At 62.7% G+C, this 16,449-nt stretch carries 17 protein-coding genes and 1 tRNA gene; 8 read left to right on the top strand and 10 right to left on the bottom strand.

What is annotated here, in order from left to right; all coding sequences use genetic code 11:
• Window positions 1-42 precede the first annotated feature (42 nt).
• Window positions 43-207, bottom strand: coding sequence for a hypothetical protein (locus P9254_RS09985; RefSeq protein WP_082953649.1), 165 nt, complete (start codon window positions 205-207; stop codon window positions 43-45).
• A gap of 185 nt (window positions 208-392) precedes the next feature.
• Between P9254_RS09985 and P9254_RS09980 the strand changes: the two genes are divergently transcribed.
• Window positions 393-572, top strand: a complete 180-nt coding sequence (locus P9254_RS09980) for a hypothetical protein (protein WP_278103880.1) — start codon at window positions 393-395, stop codon at window positions 570-572.
• Window positions 573-798: 226 nt separating this feature from the next.
• Here the strand turns inward: P9254_RS09980 and P9254_RS09975 are convergent, their stop codons facing one another.
• The 5 genes from P9254_RS09975 to tkt form a co-directional block, all read right to left on the bottom strand.
• Window positions 799-1,824 carry a class I fructose-bisphosphate aldolase gene (locus P9254_RS09975; RefSeq protein WP_095782513.1) on the bottom strand — a complete coding sequence of 342 codons (1,026 nt, stop codon included), beginning with the start codon at window positions 1,822-1,824 and terminating at the stop codon, window positions 799-801.
• Window positions 1,825-1,950: 126 nt separating this feature from the next.
• Window positions 1,951-3,147, bottom strand: coding sequence for a phosphoglycerate kinase (locus P9254_RS09970; RefSeq protein ID WP_278053400.1), 1,197 nt, complete (start codon window positions 3,145-3,147; stop codon window positions 1,951-1,953).
• A gap of 104 nt (window positions 3,148-3,251) precedes the next feature.
• Window positions 3,252-5,141 carry a potassium/proton antiporter gene (locus P9254_RS09965; RefSeq protein ID WP_278053398.1) on the bottom strand — a complete coding sequence of 630 codons (1,890 nt, stop codon included), beginning with the start codon at window positions 5,139-5,141 and terminating at the stop codon, window positions 3,252-3,254.
• Between the two features lie 168 nt (window positions 5,142-5,309).
• Window positions 5,310-6,320, bottom strand: coding sequence for a type I glyceraldehyde-3-phosphate dehydrogenase (gap, locus tag P9254_RS09960; protein ID WP_067002042.1), 1,011 nt, complete (start codon window positions 6,318-6,320; stop codon window positions 5,310-5,312).
• 207 nt (window positions 6,321-6,527) lie between these two features.
• Window positions 6,528-8,519: a transketolase gene (gene tkt, locus P9254_RS09955; protein ID WP_278053397.1), complete on the bottom strand. Its 1,992-nt coding sequence runs from the start codon at window positions 8,517-8,519 to the stop codon at window positions 6,528-6,530.
• Window positions 8,520-8,779: 260 nt separating this feature from the next.
• On the opposite strand from tkt, the gene P9254_RS09950 reads away from it, so the two are divergent.
• The 3 genes from P9254_RS09950 to P9254_RS09940 all read left to right on the top strand — a co-directional run bounded on the left by P9254_RS09950 (window position 8,780) and on the right by P9254_RS09940 (window position 10,272).
• Entirely contained in the window at window positions 8,780-9,052 is a 273-nt protein-coding gene (locus tag P9254_RS09950; RefSeq protein WP_040973690.1) for a DUF4164 domain-containing protein, read from the top strand.
• 4 nt (window positions 9,053-9,056) lie between these two features.
• Window positions 9,057-9,422 carry a cell division protein ZapA gene (locus tag P9254_RS09945; RefSeq protein WP_067002048.1) on the top strand — a complete coding sequence of 122 codons (366 nt, stop codon included), beginning with the start codon at window positions 9,057-9,059 and terminating at the stop codon, window positions 9,420-9,422.
• A 190-nt stretch (window positions 9,423-9,612) separates the two neighbouring features.
• Window positions 9,613-10,272: a peroxiredoxin gene (locus tag P9254_RS09940; protein WP_095778154.1), complete on the top strand. Its 660-nt coding sequence runs from the start codon at window positions 9,613-9,615 to the stop codon at window positions 10,270-10,272.
• A gap of 280 nt (window positions 10,273-10,552) precedes the next feature.
• Here the strand turns inward: P9254_RS09940 and rpoH are convergent, their stop codons facing one another.
• Complete coding sequence (rpoH, locus tag P9254_RS09935) at window positions 10,553-11,464, bottom strand: RNA polymerase sigma factor RpoH (protein ID WP_067002056.1); 912 nt, start codon at window positions 11,462-11,464, stop codon at window positions 10,553-10,555.
• Window positions 11,465-11,673: 209 nt separating this feature from the next.
• The gene (locus tag P9254_RS09930) at window positions 11,674-12,666 is read right to left on the bottom strand and encodes an RluA family pseudouridine synthase (RefSeq protein ID WP_278053394.1); all 993 of its coding nucleotides are present in this window, start codon (window positions 12,664-12,666) and stop codon (window positions 11,674-11,676) included.
• 114 nt (window positions 12,667-12,780) lie between these two features.
• Between P9254_RS09930 and P9254_RS09925 the strand changes: the two genes are divergently transcribed.
• The 4 genes from P9254_RS09925 to P9254_RS09910 all read left to right on the top strand — a co-directional run bounded on the left by P9254_RS09925 (window position 12,781) and on the right by P9254_RS09910 (window position 14,349).
• On the top strand, window positions 12,781-13,164 hold the full coding sequence (locus P9254_RS09925) for a fimbrial protein (protein WP_067002059.1): 384 nt from the start codon (window positions 12,781-12,783) through the stop codon (window positions 13,162-13,164).
• On the top strand, window positions 13,161-13,574 hold the full coding sequence (locus P9254_RS09920; RefSeq protein ID WP_278053392.1) for a VOC family protein: 414 nt from the start codon (window positions 13,161-13,163) through the stop codon (window positions 13,572-13,574). Before P9254_RS09925 ends, P9254_RS09920 begins: the two co-directional genes overlap by 4 nt.
• Before the next feature lie 85 nt (window positions 13,575-13,659).
• A tRNA-Glu gene (locus P9254_RS09915) sits at window positions 13,660-13,734 on the top strand.
• Between the two features lie 132 nt (window positions 13,735-13,866).
• Window positions 13,867-14,349, top strand: a complete 483-nt coding sequence (locus P9254_RS09910; protein ID WP_278053391.1) for a pyridoxamine 5'-phosphate oxidase family protein — start codon at window positions 13,867-13,869, stop codon at window positions 14,347-14,349.
• A 360-nt stretch (window positions 14,350-14,709) separates the two neighbouring features.
• Here the strand turns inward: P9254_RS09910 and P9254_RS09905 are convergent, their stop codons facing one another.
• Both P9254_RS09905 and P9254_RS09900 read right to left on the bottom strand, forming a co-directional pair.
• Window positions 14,710-14,997: a hypothetical protein gene (locus tag P9254_RS09905; RefSeq protein ID WP_245307357.1), complete on the bottom strand. Its 288-nt coding sequence runs from the start codon at window positions 14,995-14,997 to the stop codon at window positions 14,710-14,712.
• A gap of 611 nt (window positions 14,998-15,608) precedes the next feature.
• Window positions 15,609-16,061, bottom strand: coding sequence for a YidB family protein (locus tag P9254_RS09900; protein ID WP_278053390.1), 453 nt, complete (start codon window positions 16,059-16,061; stop codon window positions 15,609-15,611).
• Window positions 16,062-16,449: the final 388 nt, after the last annotated feature.

The following is a 16,449-nucleotide window of genomic DNA, read 5'->3' as shown; positions in this document are numbered from 1 at the left end:
GGGCGCGGCATGGCCGCTATCCAAGTCATGCGCCGAAAAATTTCAGTTCTCACGCACGCGGCCGTTATAAAGGTCCGGCCAACCGATGTCCTTGCGAATGTCCGCCGGCAAAGTGTTCAGGAAACGCTGGGTCCGGATCTCGTTCCGCACGGTGCGGATCTTGCCGACATAGTGCTGCACGCTACGCAGGATGGTAAAACCGTTCATGACCGAGCTCCTCTTTTTTACGAGAGGAGTATCTCACACCCCTGCTGACAGCAGTCTGTCAGCAGGGGTGCGAGGTAGCCGAAGCCGGCGCCAGAACGATCAGCGCGGTCCCAGGGCGCCCCTTTGTTTGTCAGGAGCGATACGATGGCGAAAGCGCCCAAGAACCGCTTTGACAGCCGCCGAAGATGCTGGTCAAAGGCGGCATGACGAAACTGCTCGCCCTTGTCATCATCGGCATCATGCTCATCCAGATCATCAAGCCGCTCGGCTGGCCGGGGCTGAAGCGCCGCAGCGATTTCTGGAAGCTGGCGCTGCTTGCAATGGCCGCAATCTCGCTGGCGGCCATGCTTGGGCATTGGACTTGAGGCACGTCGATTTGAGGTGAGGACGGCCTGCGAAGGGCGGCGCTGGCCCCCGCTGGTTCGACGCCTCAGCTGGGAGTGCGGCCGGCAAAGATAAACCCGGGCCTTGGCCGCCCGGGTTCTCAGCGCTTTAGGGAAAGCTCAAAGCGCGTCGACGCGCTTCAAGTCGTTGTTGATGCATGTCGTTGCCCCAGAATCGCTGCACACTTCTGGGCGAGATGCATTGGTATCAGGCGGCCTTTTCCAGCGCCGGCTGCCATTGTCCGAGCGCCGCCAGATGATTCATGTGGGCGCGATGGATGAAGGCAGCCTGGCCGGCGGCGACGTTCGACGCCTTGCCGCTCCAGGCCTTCTGCGCGGCCGCCTGCAGGGCGCGGCCGTAGGAGAAGGAGAGCTTCCACGGATGTGGGCCGATGACGTTGATGGCGTTAAGGTTGGCCGTCGCTTCCTCGTCGTCCTGGCCGCCCGACAGGAAGGCAATGCCGGGCACCGCCACGGGCACGGTTTCGCGAAACAGCTTGATCGTCTTCTGGGCGACCGCTTCGGGACTGTCCTTCTTGCCCGATTTCTTGCCGGAGATGACCATGTTCGGCTTGAGGATGGTGCCTTCGAGCACCACGCGTGCGGCATAAAGCTCGCCATAGAGCTTCAGCAGGGTCGCCTTGCTCACCTCGTAGCAGGTGTCGATCGAGTGGGCGCCGTCCATCAGCACTTCCGGCTCGACGATCGGCACGATGCCTGCCTCTTGGCAGAGCGCGGCGTAGCGTGCCAGCGCATGCGCGTTGGAGGCGATCGAGGTGGCTGACGGCACGCCCTTGGCGGTGTCGATGTCGATCACCGCGCGCCATTTGGCGAACCGGGCGCCGAGCTTATAGTAGTCCGCCAGCCGCTCGCGCAGGCCATCGAGACCCTCGGTGATGGTATCGCCGGGAAAGCCGGCGAGAGGCTTGGCGCCGACATCGACCTTGATGCCCGGAATGGCGCCGGCGGCCTTGATGATGTCGACCAGCGGCGTGCCGTCGGCAGCCTTCTGGCGAATGGTCTCGTCATAGAGGATGACGCCGGAAATATACTTGGTCATCGCCTCCTTGGCGCGGAACATCATCTCGCGATAGTCGCGCCGATTGTCGGCGGTCGATTCGACGCCGATGACGTCGAAGCGCTTCTTGATGGTGCCGGAGCTCTCATCGGCGGCCAAAAGGCCCTTGCCATCCGCCACGATCGCGGCGGCAATGTCTTCGAGACGTTCGCTCATGGTGCTCTCCTAAGGTGCGTTTCATTCCGCGCTAGCAGAACACTACCGCCAAAGGAATGACGCCGAAAAGCTCGAATCGATTGAAAGTCTCGATAGCTGCGTCCGCTCGGAGAGTCTTGAATTGACTCAGCGCTTCAGCACCTCGACGCCCGGCAGCGGCTTGCCTTCCATCCATTCGAGGAAGGCGCCGCCGGCGGTGGAGACATAGGTGAAATCGTCGGCGACGCCGGCATGGTTGAGCGCGGCTACCGTGTCGCCGCCGCCGGCGACCGAAACCAGCTTGCCTTCCTTTGTGCGGGCTGCCGCATGCTTTGCCGCAGCCACCGTGGCGCGGTCGAAGGGTTCGATCTCGAATGCACCGAGCGGGCCGTTCCAGACCAGCGTGGCAGCGCGGTCGATCCAATCGGTGACGCTCTTCACGGTTTTCTCGCCGACATCGAGGATCATGCCGTCTGCGGGCACGTCGGAGATGGCGACGGTTTGGCTGGCGGCACCCGCCTTGAATTCCTTCGCCACGACGCCGTCGGCGGGCAGAATGATGGCGCAGCCGGCTTCGGCCGCCTCGATCATGATCTGCTTGGCGGTGGAGGCCAGGTCATGCTCGCAGAGCGATTTGCCGACATCGGTACCGCGCGCGGCGAGGAAGGTGTTGGCCATGCCGCCGCCGATGACCAGCGCGTCGACCTTCTTCACCAGGTTCATCAAAAGATCGATCTTGGTCGAGACCTTGGCGCCGCCGACGATGGCCACGACGGGCCGCACCGGATTGCCGAGACCTTGTTCCAACGCGTCGAGCTCGGCCTGCATGGTGCGGCCGGCATAGGCCGGCAGGCGGTGCGCCAGGCCTTCGGTCGACGCATGCGCGCGGTGCGCGGCGGAAAAGGCGTCGTTGACGTAGATGTCGCCATTGGCGGCGAGCTTTTCGGTGAAGGCCTGATCGTTCTTCTCCTCGGCCTTGTGGAAGCGGGTGTTTTCCAAAAGCAGGACGTCGCCATCCTTCATGGCGGCAACCGCGTCGGCGGCCTTGTCGCCGATGCAGTCGGAGGCGAAGCCGACCGGGCGGCCGAGCACTTCCGCCGTGGCGCGAGCGATCGGCTCCAGCGAGAATTCGGCCGACGGACCGTCCTTCGGGCGACCGAAATGCGCGAGCAGGATCACCCTGGCGCCTTTGCCGGAGAGCTCGGAAATGGTCGGCGCGATGCGCTCGATGCGGGTGGCGTCCGTCACCTTGCCGTCGGCGACGGGAACGTTGAGGTCGACGCGCACCAGGACGCGCTTGCCGCCGACGGCGCCGATATCGTCGAGTGTCTTGAAGCCGGCCATGGTCGTTCCTTTCCGCCAAAAAACGCGGCGACCTTACCCGCCACCGGGCACGATGCAAGGCCTGGGCCGCACAGCGCGTGCAAAAATGATGTCGTTGTGTGACGTCAGCTCTCGCTGGCTGATTTTGGCGCTATGGGCTTGGACGTCGTCATTTCGTCCGGCTCGCTTTGAGGAACCTTGCTTGGCGCTGGTTTGCGCCAGCCGCGGATAAAGGCGGCGATGCGGTCGGCGATCTCGCCGGCGCTCAGGAAAACCGGCACGCGCGCCACCGGCGCGGTCGGCTCGAAGGACAGGCCAAGCCCGGTGATCCGGCCCTTCTCGTCGACATCGCGTACGATCAGCTCGATCGGGCCGATCATCACGCGGTCGGCATATTCGGCCTGGCCGCCGAGCCGCTCGGTGACCAGCGCCGCGACGGTGAGCTTCTGTTCGGCCTCGGTGAGGCCGGGCCCATAGGCGGCTTCGAGCTCGGCGGCGGAGCGGGCCGGATCGACGGCAAAGGCGCCAAAGAAGTCGGCATCCTCGGGGTCGACGACGGCGCGGCTGGCGAAGAGCTTGTCGAGCAGGCGCGGATAGCGGTCCGGCACGAAGATGTAGACCTGATCGCCGGCGGCGAGCCGGCCCATGTCCTGGAACCGCATGGAGCGGCCATCGCGCAGCACCAGCGAAGGCCTCGCCCAGCGCGGGATGCGTTCGCCGCGCGCCACCGGACTACCGGGAGCGACGCGATAGGCGAGCAGCTCGTGGTGAGCCGAGCCCGGCAGCTCGAGCTCGACCTTGTCGAGCGGTCCAAGCCTTGCCGGCACGACGAGGCCGAGACGGCGCGCCAGCGGACCGACGGTCCAGCCCTGCACCACCAGCGAGACCAGCACGATGATGAAGGCGACATTGAAGATGAGGCGACCGTTGGCGAGGCCGCCGAGCAGTGGCGTGATGGCAAGCAGGATCGAAACGGCGCCGCGCAACCCGACCCAGGAGACGAAGGCGACCTCCGGACGTGGCAGGCGGAACGGCATCAGGCAGAGCCAGACGGCCAAGGGCCGCGCCACGAAGATCAGGAACAGGCCGAGCAGGATCGCCGGCAGCAGGATCGCTGGGAATTGCGAGGGCGTGGCAAACAGGCCGAGGATCAAAAACATGATGATCTGCGCCAGCCACGACATACCGTCCTGGAAGCGCTTCAGGATGGTGACGGCGCGAATGTCGGAATTGCCGGCGACGAGGCCGGCGAGATACACCGCAAGGAAGCCCGAGCCGCCGATGGCGCCCGCCGCGGCGAACACCATCAGCGACAGCGTCAGCACGAAGATCGGCAGCAGGCCATGGTCGAGGTTCAGTCGCTCGACGAGGCGCACGATCGCCAAGCCGCCGAGCACGCCGATGATGGCGCCGAGTCCCATGTTGATGACGAAGCCGATCACCAAACTGGTGGCGAGAACGTTTGCCTCGGGGTTGGCATGCGCGGCGATGATTTCGACCAAAGAGATGGTGAGGAAGATGGCGATCGGATCATTGGTGCCGGATTCAACCTCGAGCGTCGAGCGGACGCGCTCGCGCAAATGGATCTCCCCGGCGCGCAGTAGGAAGAACACCGCCGCTGCGTCGGTCGAAGCGACGGCGGCGCCGAGCAGCGAGGATTCCAGCCAGCTGAGATTGAGGAGGTAGTAGGCGGCGACGCCGAAGATGCCGGTGGTCAGGAGGACGCCGACGGTGGCCAGCGACAGCGCTGGCCCGGCCGCCTGGCGCAAGGCGTTGAGCGGCGTGCCGAAACCGGAATCGAACAGGATAATGGCCAAAGCCAACGAGCCGGCGAAATAAGCCAGCCGCGCATTGTCGAATTCGATGCCAAGGCCGTCGACCCCGGTGGCAAGGCCAATGCAGAGGAAGAGGAGCAGCAGGGGTGCGCCGAAGCGAAAGGCGATCAGGCTCGAAAAGGCGGCGGCGACAACAAGCGCTGTGCCGACCAGCGTCACGAGATAGATCGCATGCTCCATCCGGAATTGCCCCTCAAATCCGCGTCCCTCCCGCTTTACGGCAGAGTGGGGCGAAGACATGACCAGTGCAAGGCGGCAGCGTGGCTTTTTTGCCCCATGCCGCTGCGTCGAACGAAAAACGCCCGGCCGAAGCCGGGCGTTTCACACGATCAAAAAGGAAGCCTGAGGTCAGGCGATGGTCTTGCCGAAGGCGACAGCCGTGTCGCCCATGCGGTTCGAGAAGCCCCATTCGTTGTCGTACCAGGAGAGTACCGAGACGAAGTTGCCGTCCATGACCTTGGTCTGGTCGAGCGCCGCGATCGAGGAGTGCGGATCGTGGTTGAAATCGATCGAGACGTTCGGGTGATGGGTGACCGAGAGCACGCCCTTCAGCTTGCCCTTGGAGGCGGCGATTAGCGCTTCGTTGATCTCCTGCGCGGTGGTCGAGCGCTTGGCGATGAATTTGAAATCGACGACCGAGACGTTCGGGGTCGGCACGCGGATGGAGATGCCGTCGAGCTTGCCCTTGAGGTCGGGCAGCACCAGACCGATCGCCTTGGCGGCACCGGTGGAGGTCGGGATCTGCGACAGCGCCGCGGCGCGGGCCCGGTAAAGGTCCTTGTGCATGGTGTCCAGCGTCGGCTGGTCGCCGGTGTAGGAATGGATCGTCGTCATCATGCCCTTCTCGATGCCGACGGTCTCGTGCAGCACGGCGGCAAGCGGGGCCAGGCAGTTGGTGGTGCAGGACGCGTTGGAGATGACGACGTGGTCCTTGGTCAGCTTGTCGTGGTTGATGCCGTAGACGACCGTGAGATCGGCGCCTTCGGCCGGGGCCGAGACGATGACGCGCTTGGCGCCGGCGGTCAGATGCGCGGCAGCCTTGTCGCGCGCAGTGAAGATACCGGTGCATTCGAGCGCGATGTCGATGCCGAGATCTTTCCAGGGCAGCTGGGTCGGATCCTTGATGGCGGTGACCTTGAACTTCTCCTTGCCGACGGAGATCTGGTCGCCGTCGACCGTCACTTCATGCGGGAAGCGGCCATGCACGCTGTCGTAGCGGAGCAGATGCGCGTTGGTCTCTACCGGCCCGAGGTCGTTGACGGCGACGACGTCGATGTCCTTGCGGCCGGATTCATGAATGGCGCGCAGGATGTTGCGGCCGATGCGGCCAAATCCGTTGATGGCAACTCTGACGGTCATGTTTCTCTCCCTGGGGACTGGAAAGTGGATGGGTCCGCTGCTTCATAGCGGCGGGCGTGCAAAGAATCCAGCCGCAGAAGCCGGAATTTAAATCGATTAGGTTGGTCCAGTCCGGCGACATCCTTTGAAGGGCTTCGCCGGACGGGGCGTTGCTTTTTGTGCATGCCGCTCGAGATCGCTGCGCGCTTTTGAGCGACATGCGATGGCTCACTTGCCGTGCAGGCGCGCCTCCACGGCCTTCGCCGCGGCCTCGGCGGTGATGCCGAAATGCGGATAGAGCTGCTCGATCGAGCCGGAGGCGCCGAAGCCGGTCATGCCGACGAAGATGCCGTCGATACCGATCAGGTGGTCCCAGCCCTGGCGGATGCCGGCCTCGATAGCGACCTTCACCTTGGCGTTGCCGATGGTCTTCCTGCGATAGTCCTCGTCCTGCTGGTCGAACAGCTCGAAGCAGGGCACCGATACGACGCGGGTCGGATGGCCGTGTTTTTCGAGCAACTCGCGGGCGCCGAGGGCGACCTCGACCTCCGAGCCCGTGGCGAAGATCGTCACAGCCGCCTCGCCGTTTGCCGCGGCAAGCTCATAAGCGCCCGAGGCGCTGAGGTTCTTCTCGCTGTGTTCGCTGCGCACGGTCGGCAGGTTCTGGCGGGTCAGCGCGAGCGTCGAAGGCGTCTTTTCGGACTCCAACGCCAGCTGCCAACATTCCGCCGTCTCGACCGCGTCGGCCGGGCGGAAGACGTTGTGGTTCGGAATGGCGCGCAGTGCGGCCAGATGCTCGACCGGCTGGTGGGTCGGGCCGTCCTCGCCGAGGCCGATCGAGTCATGGGTCATGACGAAGATCGAGCGGATGCCCATCAGCGAGGCAAGGCGCATCGAGGGCCGGGCATAGTCGGAGAAACACAAGAAGGTGCCGCCATAGGCGATCAGGCCGCCATGCAGCGTCAACCCGTTGATGGCCGCCGCCATGCCGTGCTCGCGGATGCCGTAATGAACATAGCGCTGGCCGTAGTCGTCCGGAGTGATGTTCTTGGTCTGGCTGGTCTTGGTGTTGTTGGAGCCGGTGAGGTCGGCCGAGCCGCCGATGGTTTCGGGAACAGCGCCGTTGATCACTTCCAGCGCCATTTCCGAGGACTTACGGGTGGCCACCTTCGGCTTGTCGGCCGAGAGCTTCTTCTTGTACTCGGCGATGACGGCGTCGAAATTGTCCGGCAGCTTGCCGGCGAGGCGGCGCTCGAATTCGCCCTTCAGCTTGGCGTCGGCCTTGGCAAGGCGGCCTTCCCAATCGGCGCGCGCCTTGGCGCCGGCGGTGCCGACGCCGCGCCAGGCGTCGAGGATGTCGGCCGGAATCTCGAAGGGCGGCGATTCCCAGTTGAAGAATTTGCGGGCGCCGGCGATTTCGTCGGCGCCGAGCGGCGAGCCATGCGCCTTGTTGGTGCCGGCCTTGGTCGGGGCGCCGAAGCCGATGGTCGTCTTGCAGGCGATCATCGTCGGCTTGTCGGAATGGCGGGCGGCTTCGATGGCATAGGCGATGGCTTCCGGATCGGTGCCGTCGATGTGGCTGGCGTTCCAGCCGCTGGCCTGGAAGCGGGCGACCTGGTCGGTGTTGTCGGCGAGCGAGACCGGGCCGTCGATCGAGATGTTGTTGTTGTCCCAGAAGACGATCAGCTTGTTGAGCTTGAGATGGCCGGCGAGCGCGATGGCTTCCTGGGAGACGCCTTCCATCAAGCAGCCGTCACCGGCCAGCACATAGGTGTAGTGGTCGACAAGGTCGTTGCCGAAGGCGGCATTCATGATGCGCTCGCCGAGCGCGAAGCCGACCGAGTTGGCGAGGCCCTGGCCGAGCGGACCGGTGGTGGTCTCGATGCCGGCGGCATGGCCGTATTCGGGATGGCCGGCGGTCCTAGATCCGAGTTGGCGGAAATTCTTGATCTGGTCGATCGTCATGTCCTCGTAGCCGGTGAGGTACAGGAGCGAATAGAGCAGCATCGAGCCGTGGCCGGCCGACAGGATGAAACGGTCGCGGTCTGCCCAGTGCGGGGCCTTGGCGTCGAATTTCAGGAAGCGGGTGAACAGCACCGTAGCGATGTCGGCGCAGCCCATGGGCAGGCCGGGGTGGCCGGAATTGGCCTTCTCGACGGCGTCCATGGAAAGAAAACGGATCGCATTGGCCATCCGATCATGTTGTTCACGCGAGGTCATGCTTCCTCCGGAATAGGGGTTGGAGCTTTGGGAGAGCCCGTGGAAAGGGTGCGCGACACATAGCAGGCGCGGCCTTTGAGTCAACAAATCGGTGCTTTTTTGCCGGCCTTGTGAAGGCGGCGGCGACGCTACATTAGCGTTAGCGGGGGACAGTCGCGAGAGCTTTATTGACGCGCGCTTCACCCGGCGCCTAATCTTTCCGAGATAACGCGTTCTGAACGCGAGCGATTCGGTGACGGGCAGGGCATAGGACGAAGGCCATGACCGGGGAAACGACCCTCAAGGAAGTCATCGCCAGGCTCGGCAAAGCCATGGAGGGACTGGAAAACGCCGTGGCGGCGCGGCTCGAGCATGAGCGCGACTATTCCGAGGCCGAGGCCGAGGTGCAGCGCATGAACGCCGACCGCTCGCGGCTGGCGCAGGAGCTCGACAATTCCGAGGCCCGCGCCGAACGGCTGGAAGATGCCAACAAGGAAGTGTCGCGCCGGCTGGTGACCGCCATGGAAACCATTCGCGCGGTACTGGACAGGTAAGCCAATGGCACAGGTCACCGTTTCCATCGACGGCAAGCAGTACCGGATGGCTTGCGACGAGGGCCAGGAAGAGCATCTGATCGACCTCGCCGAGCGCTTCGACCGGTATGTCATGCATTTGAAGGATTCGTTCGGCGAGATCGGCGACCAGCGGCTGACCGTCATGGCCGGCATCATGGTGATGGATGAGCTTTCGGAGCTCAACAAGCGGGTCAAGGGCATGGAGAGCGAGGTGCTGACGCTGCGCAAGACGCGCGACGAGGCGCTGACCAAGGCCGACAAGAGCGACAGCGTGCTGACGACCGCGCTCGCGGCACTTGCGCAGCGCATGGAAGACCTTGCGACGACGCTGGCGGTGAAGAAGGCATAAGCCGCCAATCCCCTGCGTCTGCTATGGAAATTCTGCTGTCTTTTCCAGGAAAAGCAGAAATTTTTCCATCGTTCCGATCACGCTTGCAGACACAAGCCTTTTGAACCGTTCCTTCCGGCGGTATAGAAGCTGACACGCGCCGATGGGGTTAGCCCATGCCGGCGCCATGTCACAGGGTAGGGAGCACGCGATGAGCCTTCGTATCAACGATATCGCGCCGGATTTCACGGCCGAGACTACGCAAGGGACGATCAATTTCCATCAATGGATCGGTGACGGCTGGGCAGTGCTCTTCAGCCATCCGAAGAACTTCACGCCGGTTTGCACGACCGAGCTCGGCACGATGGCCGGGCTCGAGGGCGAATTCAAAAAGCGAAACGTCAAGATCATCGGCATTTCCGTCGATCCGGTGTCGAGCCACGACAAATGGCAGGCCGACATCAAGACAGCTACCGGCCAGACGGTGAACTATCCGCTGATCGGCGACAAGGATCTCGCCGTCGCCAAGCTTTACGAGATGCTGCCGGCGGGCGCCGGCGAGAGCTCTGAAGGGCGCACGCCGGCCGACAACGCCACAGTGCGCTCGGTCTACGTCATCGGCCCGGACAAGAAGATCAAGCTGGTGCTGACCTATCCGATGACCACCGGCCGCAACTTCGATGAGATCCTGCGCGTCATCGATTCCATCCAGCTGACGGCCAAGCACCAGGTGGCGACGCCGGCAAACTGGAAGCAGGGCGAGGACGTGATCATCACCGCCGCCGTCTCCAACGAGGACGCGATCAAGCGCTTCGGCGCCTACGAGACGGTGTTGCCGTATCTGCGCAAGACCAAGCAGCCGACAGCGTGAGCTTTCCTTCTCCCCGTGCTGCGGGGAGAAGGTGCCCGAAAGGCGGATGAGGGGTGGCGCGGCGTTCGGTGATTACCGCGTCAACGGACGTTGTCCTGACGTGATAAGCTCGTAATCTCGGCGCTGCCCCTTATTGTCCTGGCGGACATTTCTCCCAGTATAGTGACGGGGAGAAAGGGGCACACCAGCTTTCGCCAATCGCGGGCGTTGTAGCGCCAAACAAAAACGGCGGCGCCAGATCCCGGCGCCGCCGTTTTGTCTTTGCGAATGCCTCGAGCTTTTACGCCGCCGGCTGCGCTTCGATGGTGCGCAGCGCCTGGTTTTGACGCTTGGCCGCGGCCTTGACCGCGTCCTGCACCTTCTCGAAGGCGCGCACCTCGATCTGGCGCACGCGCTCGCGGCTGATGTCGAACTCGGCCGATAGCTCTTCCAGCGTCAGCGGCTCTTCGGCCAGACGACGCGCCTCGAAGATGCGCCGCTCGCGGTCGTTGAGCACCGACAGCGCGCCCGACAGCATCGAGCGCCGGTTTTCCAGCTCGTCCTGCTCGATCAGCATCTCTTCCTGGCTTTCGTGATCGTCGACCAGCCAGTCCTGCCATTCACCGGACTCACCTTCGCTCGCCCTGATCGGGGCGTTGAGCGAAGCGTCGCCCGACAGGCGACGGTTCATCGACACCACTTCGGCCTCGGAAACGTTGAGACGCGTGGCGATCTCGGCAATCTGGTCGGGCTTGAGGTCGCCGTCGTCGAGCGCCTGGATCCGGCCCTTCACCTTGCGCAGGTTGAAGAACAGGCGCTTCTGGTTGGCGGTGGTGCCCATCTTGACCAGGCTCCACGAGCGCAGGATGTATTCCTGGATCGAGGCCTTGATCCACCACATGGCGTAGGTGGCGAGCCGGAAGCCGCGCTCCGGTTCGAATTTCTTGACAGCCTGCATGAGGCCGACATTGCCTTCCGAGATCACCTCGCCGATCGGCAGGCCGTAGCCGCGATAGCCCATGGCGATCTTGGCGACGAGCCGCAAATGGCTGGTGACGAGCTTGTGCGCGGCGGAAGTGTCCTGATGCTCGGCATAACGCTTGGCGAGCATGTACTCTTCCTGGGGCTGAAGCATCGGAAAGCGACGGATTTCTTCCAGGTAGCGGGCGAGACCGCCTTCACCGGAAACGATACTGGGTAGTGACTGGGCCATGATAGCGCCCCCTCTCTATTGGAGTGATGCCCCCGTAACGCGGCGGGCATGTGACGCGAATGCCAATCGGCTCACTCGCGGCAACTGCTGTATATAGGAACAAAACCAGAAAGGACAGGCATTTGTTCAACACGAAACAGTGTGTCACGCTGAAGTGAACAACGCCAGTCAGGTTTTTTGATGGCTGTTTGAAGCGTCTTGATGGCAGTTCAGAGCATTCGAAAGCCGCCGACAAGTTCCTCCATGTCCCTCGGCATCGGCGCCTCGAACCGCATCGGTAGATGGGAAGTCGGGTGTCGGAATTCAAGGAGCCAGGCATGGAGCGCCTGTCTGGAAAATGCCTTGACCTCGCCTTTCAGCGGTTCCGGCAGCCGGTTGGCCTTCGTGCGGAAGGCCTGGCCGTACTCCGGATCGCCGACCACCGGATGACCGATATGCGCCATATGCACCCTGATCTGGTGCGTCCGGCCGGTCTCGAGGCGGCATTCGATCAGGCTTGCGGTGGTGAATTCCTTCTGCCGCCCGCCGAAACGCTCGACGACGGTGAATTGGGTAACGGCATGCCGGGCGTCGTCCCGGTCTTCGGGAACCACCGCGCGCCGTACCCGATCGGCGGCGCGGCCGAGCGCGGCCTCGACGGTGCCGGTCGGCCGCTGCGGAATGCCCCAGACCAGCGCCAGATAGGCGCGTTCGAGGTCGCCCGTCCGGCCATGATCGGCGAAGGCCTCAGACAGTGCCTTGTGGGCGCGGTCGGTCTTGGCCACCACCATGACGCCGCTGGTTTCCTTGTCCAGCCGGTGGACGATGCCCGGTCGCCTGACGCCGCCGATGCCGGAAAGACTGTCGCCGCAATGATGGATCAGCGCGTTGACCAGTGTGCCGGTCCAGTTGCCGGCGCCGGGATGCACAACCAGCCCCGCCGGCTTGTTGACGACGATCAGCTCGTCGTCCTCGTAAAGGATGTCGAGAGGAATGGCCTCGCCTTGTGGCTCGGCAGGCTCCGGCTCCGGCATGATGACCGCGACACGCTCGCCCGGCGCCATCTTGCGCTTTGCCTCCTCGACCGGCTTGCCGGCGATCGTAACCGCACCCTGCTTGATGAGGGCCTGCACGCGGCTGCGTGAGATCTCCGGGCCGAGCTGGGCGGTGAGCCACTGGTCGAGGCGCTTGCCTGCGGCATCGGCGCCGGCTTCCAGCTCCACCGCTCCATCCAACTCATCGCCCGGCAATTCATCCTGTCTCAAAATCGGGGCCCTATCAAAATCGAGGTCTCTTCGCTATGAGCGCTCATCGAAACCGTTGCGGATTGTTTAGTCATGGCCCGGCCGATCGCCGAAGAAGATGAGGAGAAGCCGCTCGACCCTGCGGCCGAAAAAGTGCGCCGGAAGCTCATCCGCTTCATGATCGTCAATCTCGGTCTTCTGTTCCTCGCCCTTATGGTGGTGATCGGAGCCCTTGTCTACAAAGCCCGCAATGCGCCCGGCGCCGGATCGGTGCATGCCGGCGATGTCCAGGCTCCGGCCGGCGCGCCCCTCTCCGGCGATATCGTGCTGCCGGTCGGCGCCAAGGTCGTCAGCCAGGCACTGTCCGGCAACCGCCTGTCGATCGATGCCGAGCTCGCGGACGGCAGCCGTTCCATCTTTCTCTACGACATTGCCGAGCGCCGCGTGATCGGCCAGTTCGCGATTCGCAACAAATGAGCGGCTTTGCCGATAACCGCAGCATTGCGACCGTGGCGCTCGTCGTCGAAAACTATGACGAGGCGATAGCCTGGTATGTCGAGCGGCTTGGCTTCGTGCTGAACGAGGACGTCGACCTCGGCGGCGGCAAGCGCTGGGTGACGGTCACGCCGGCAAACAGGCAGGGCGCGCGGCTGCTCTCGGCGGCAGCTTCCGGCGAGAGGCAGGCAAGCCGCATCGGTGACCAGACCGGCGGCCGGGTGTTTCTTTTTCTCGAAACGGACGACTTCGCCCGCGACCATCAGGCGATGCTTGGCAGGGGCGTCGAATTCCGCGAGGCGCCGCGCTTCGAGCCCTATGGCACGGTGGCGGTGTTTGCCGATCTCTACGGCAATCTCTGGGATCTGATCGAGCCGAAACGGCAGGGTTGACGAGGGCAGTCCGCAAAGTCCGCGAACAGTCCGAAACCCCAGTTGCTTTTTTCCGGCCTTCATCCTATGTAGCCGGTTCTTGAGCGCGCCCATCGTCTAGCGGTCAGGACACCGCCCTCTCACGGCGGGAACAGGGGTTCGATTCCCCTTGGGCGTACCATTGATTCCAATAATTTAGCTGCTTTGAACGACGACGCGTCGAATAGCGATCGAGAAGCCTTAGCCAGGCAATGCGCGAAGGAACACACAGCACCGTCGGCCGTTTGCCTTTCTTTCAGTGAAAGGATGAGACATGCCGACACCCGCTGAGCTCGAAGCGAAATTCTGGAAAGCACTGAAATCGGACATGACGATGATGATCGGCCTCGACGGCTCCAACATCATCCCTCGGCCCATGACGGCACAACTGGAGAAGGACGATACCGGTCCGATCTGGTTTTTCACGGCGAAAGACACGGAGCTTCCGATGGGCCTTTCCGGCGGCGACCAGGCAACGGCCACGTTCGTCTCCAAGGGACATGACCTCTTCGCAACGGTGCAGGGCAAGCTTTGCGTCGACAATGATCGGGCTGTGATCGATCGGCTCTGGAACCCCTATGTCGAAGCATGGTTCGAGGGCGGCAAAGACGATCCGAAACTCACGCTGTTGCGCTTCGATCCGGACCGAGCCGAAATCTGGCTCGATGCGTCGAACGTGGTTTCGGGCATCAAGATGCTGCTCGGATATGACCCGAAGCAGGAATACAAGGATAATGTCGCCAAGGTCGACCTTTAGGGGCCGGTCGCGACAGGCTGTCGGCCGCGTAATTTCTGCTTGATTCTCGGTTGATGCGGCAAAGGCCGCCAGCCTGGAATGCAACCACGCATCCACTCTATGGGCTCGCGACCAGAATGAACCGCGCCAGTTTGCGGCGGCAATGCGTTACGCGCCGGGATGGAAGATAGGCGCACGAATCCGCCACTGGCGCGCGCCTGGCGTTATACTCGACGTTATCGGAGCGGCGCTTTTTTGCCCCTGGGCTTTGAAGCCCCTGTTTCCCCGCTGTCCCATGAGAGGAAGGCGCTGCGCTATTTCCCGGTAAGAAACGGCGTGGCTCAGTCATGCGATAGCGTCTAGGCACCGATTCGGCCTTGGCTACCATCCCAATTGGATTATCTGGGAAAGATCGGCGATGTCCCCATAGATCATCGAGCCTTTGACGAGAAAACACTTGCCATGCAAGACCTCGGACAGTGAGCTCGACGCGGTGCAAACCGGCAAAACTTTATGGCCATTGGCTTCGGTCGGGCCGATGCTGATGACGAGGAAAGCAATCGCAACGAGAGTCGTTCTGCTCATATCCAACCCCTCAAGCCTACTAGCTGCCAGGGCTGCAAAACCGGTTGCCTCCTCAAAGTAGCATCGGGCAATGATGGGATTCATCGTATCGATTGGAGAAGCGGCTCATCTATCTGCCGTAGGCGCAAAGACGGATTAGCCCCCGCCTGTTCAGTGGCCTCCACCATGCAGGCTAACGCTTCTTTGTTTCCCAGCCGAAATACAACGCCTCGAATTGCCCACCATCAAGGCGCTTGAATTCCGAACTTCTTCAAAGCGTTCAGGAGCTTCACGACGTGCATCTATCGCGCTTGCTGAAAAAGGCGGCGCGGAACAGTGCAGCCTAAAGATGGGGGCGCCCGGCCTGTGGCATATCGGGGGACCTAGGGCAGACAGGCCGGGCCTTTTACCCCATGTGGGCAAGGGGCAAGTCTGTACTATGCGCCACCTTTCGACGGCTGACATCAGAACTTTAGGCGTAGCTAATAAACGCCGTCGCGATTAATGAGCGCAAGCGAGGGACCTTTGGTTGCCTCTGCGGCTACACCCCTGATGGGATTGACCGCTCATAGTCAGCACGCTCCCAAACGGAAGCGGCAAACCGCTCACCTGCGAAAGCGGGATGAGTTGCGCCATGACCGTTGCAAGTCCTCGCGCTTCTCAAGACAGGCTTTTCGCAAACGCTGACGGACTTGGAGTGTGACCTTGCCGCGCCATCAACGCTGTGGTGGCACCGGATCGAGCAGGGTGACATCGTCGGGCCCCGCGGGTGGCAGTTCGCCATTGGGCGTCAGCTTGTTGACCGCCTCGGGCAAGTCCCTGGTTATCCTGGCTATCAGCTCATCGCGGGACAAGCCGGTCTGCATTGAAAGAGAAGCCAGTGTTTCGTCGTCTATTGCCGCCTCGACATCTTTCGGCTCGATCGGCTGGTTGGGTCCGCTACTAACCCAAGAATCCACCTTGGAACCGGCTCCCGCATTTCTGAAGCGGTCGACAATATCCCCAAGCGCCGTCCCCGATACGCCTTTGGACAGCTGATCCAAGATCCCTCCCTGCAGATTGTTTGGATCGCGATTTCCCGCGCCACGGAGCAGCTCTCCGATCTTGTCGCGATTTTGGTAGGCGAGAATGCCCAATATGCCGACAGCCAGTCTTCCCAGGTTTGCCATTGATTGCCTCCCAGCAATTACAAGGGAAGAGCCGGTGATCACAAAGGTTCCGTCTAACGTGAAAAGTTAGCCGAGAGGCCAGCAAGCGAGGTCACCTTGCAATCAACAGGCTGGATCACGAGACGCTTGATTTAGACGCATAAACTCCTGGACGAAGGCCGCTCGGAAAGCTGCAAAAATCTCCGGTGGCACCCCCTTCAACCTGCTTGCCACTGGCGACAAGCCATACTGAAAGAATCCTGCTGGCCGCGATCCCTATTGGCTTTTGTTCAGGAGCGTGGCGGGACCGAAAACCGGCAGCCGGGTCCTAGGGAAAAGAATGCCGGTACTCCTCGCTAAATCAAACCGCGCTCGGAACAAAGGTGTGGGTCGCTTGTTGGGTTCGCAG

It is taken from the genome of Mesorhizobium sp. WSM4983 (assembly GCF_029625765.1).
Classification (GTDB): Bacteria; Pseudomonadota; Alphaproteobacteria; order Rhizobiales; family Rhizobiaceae; genus Mesorhizobium.
This window is presented reverse-complemented; position numbering and strand designations above follow the sequence as displayed.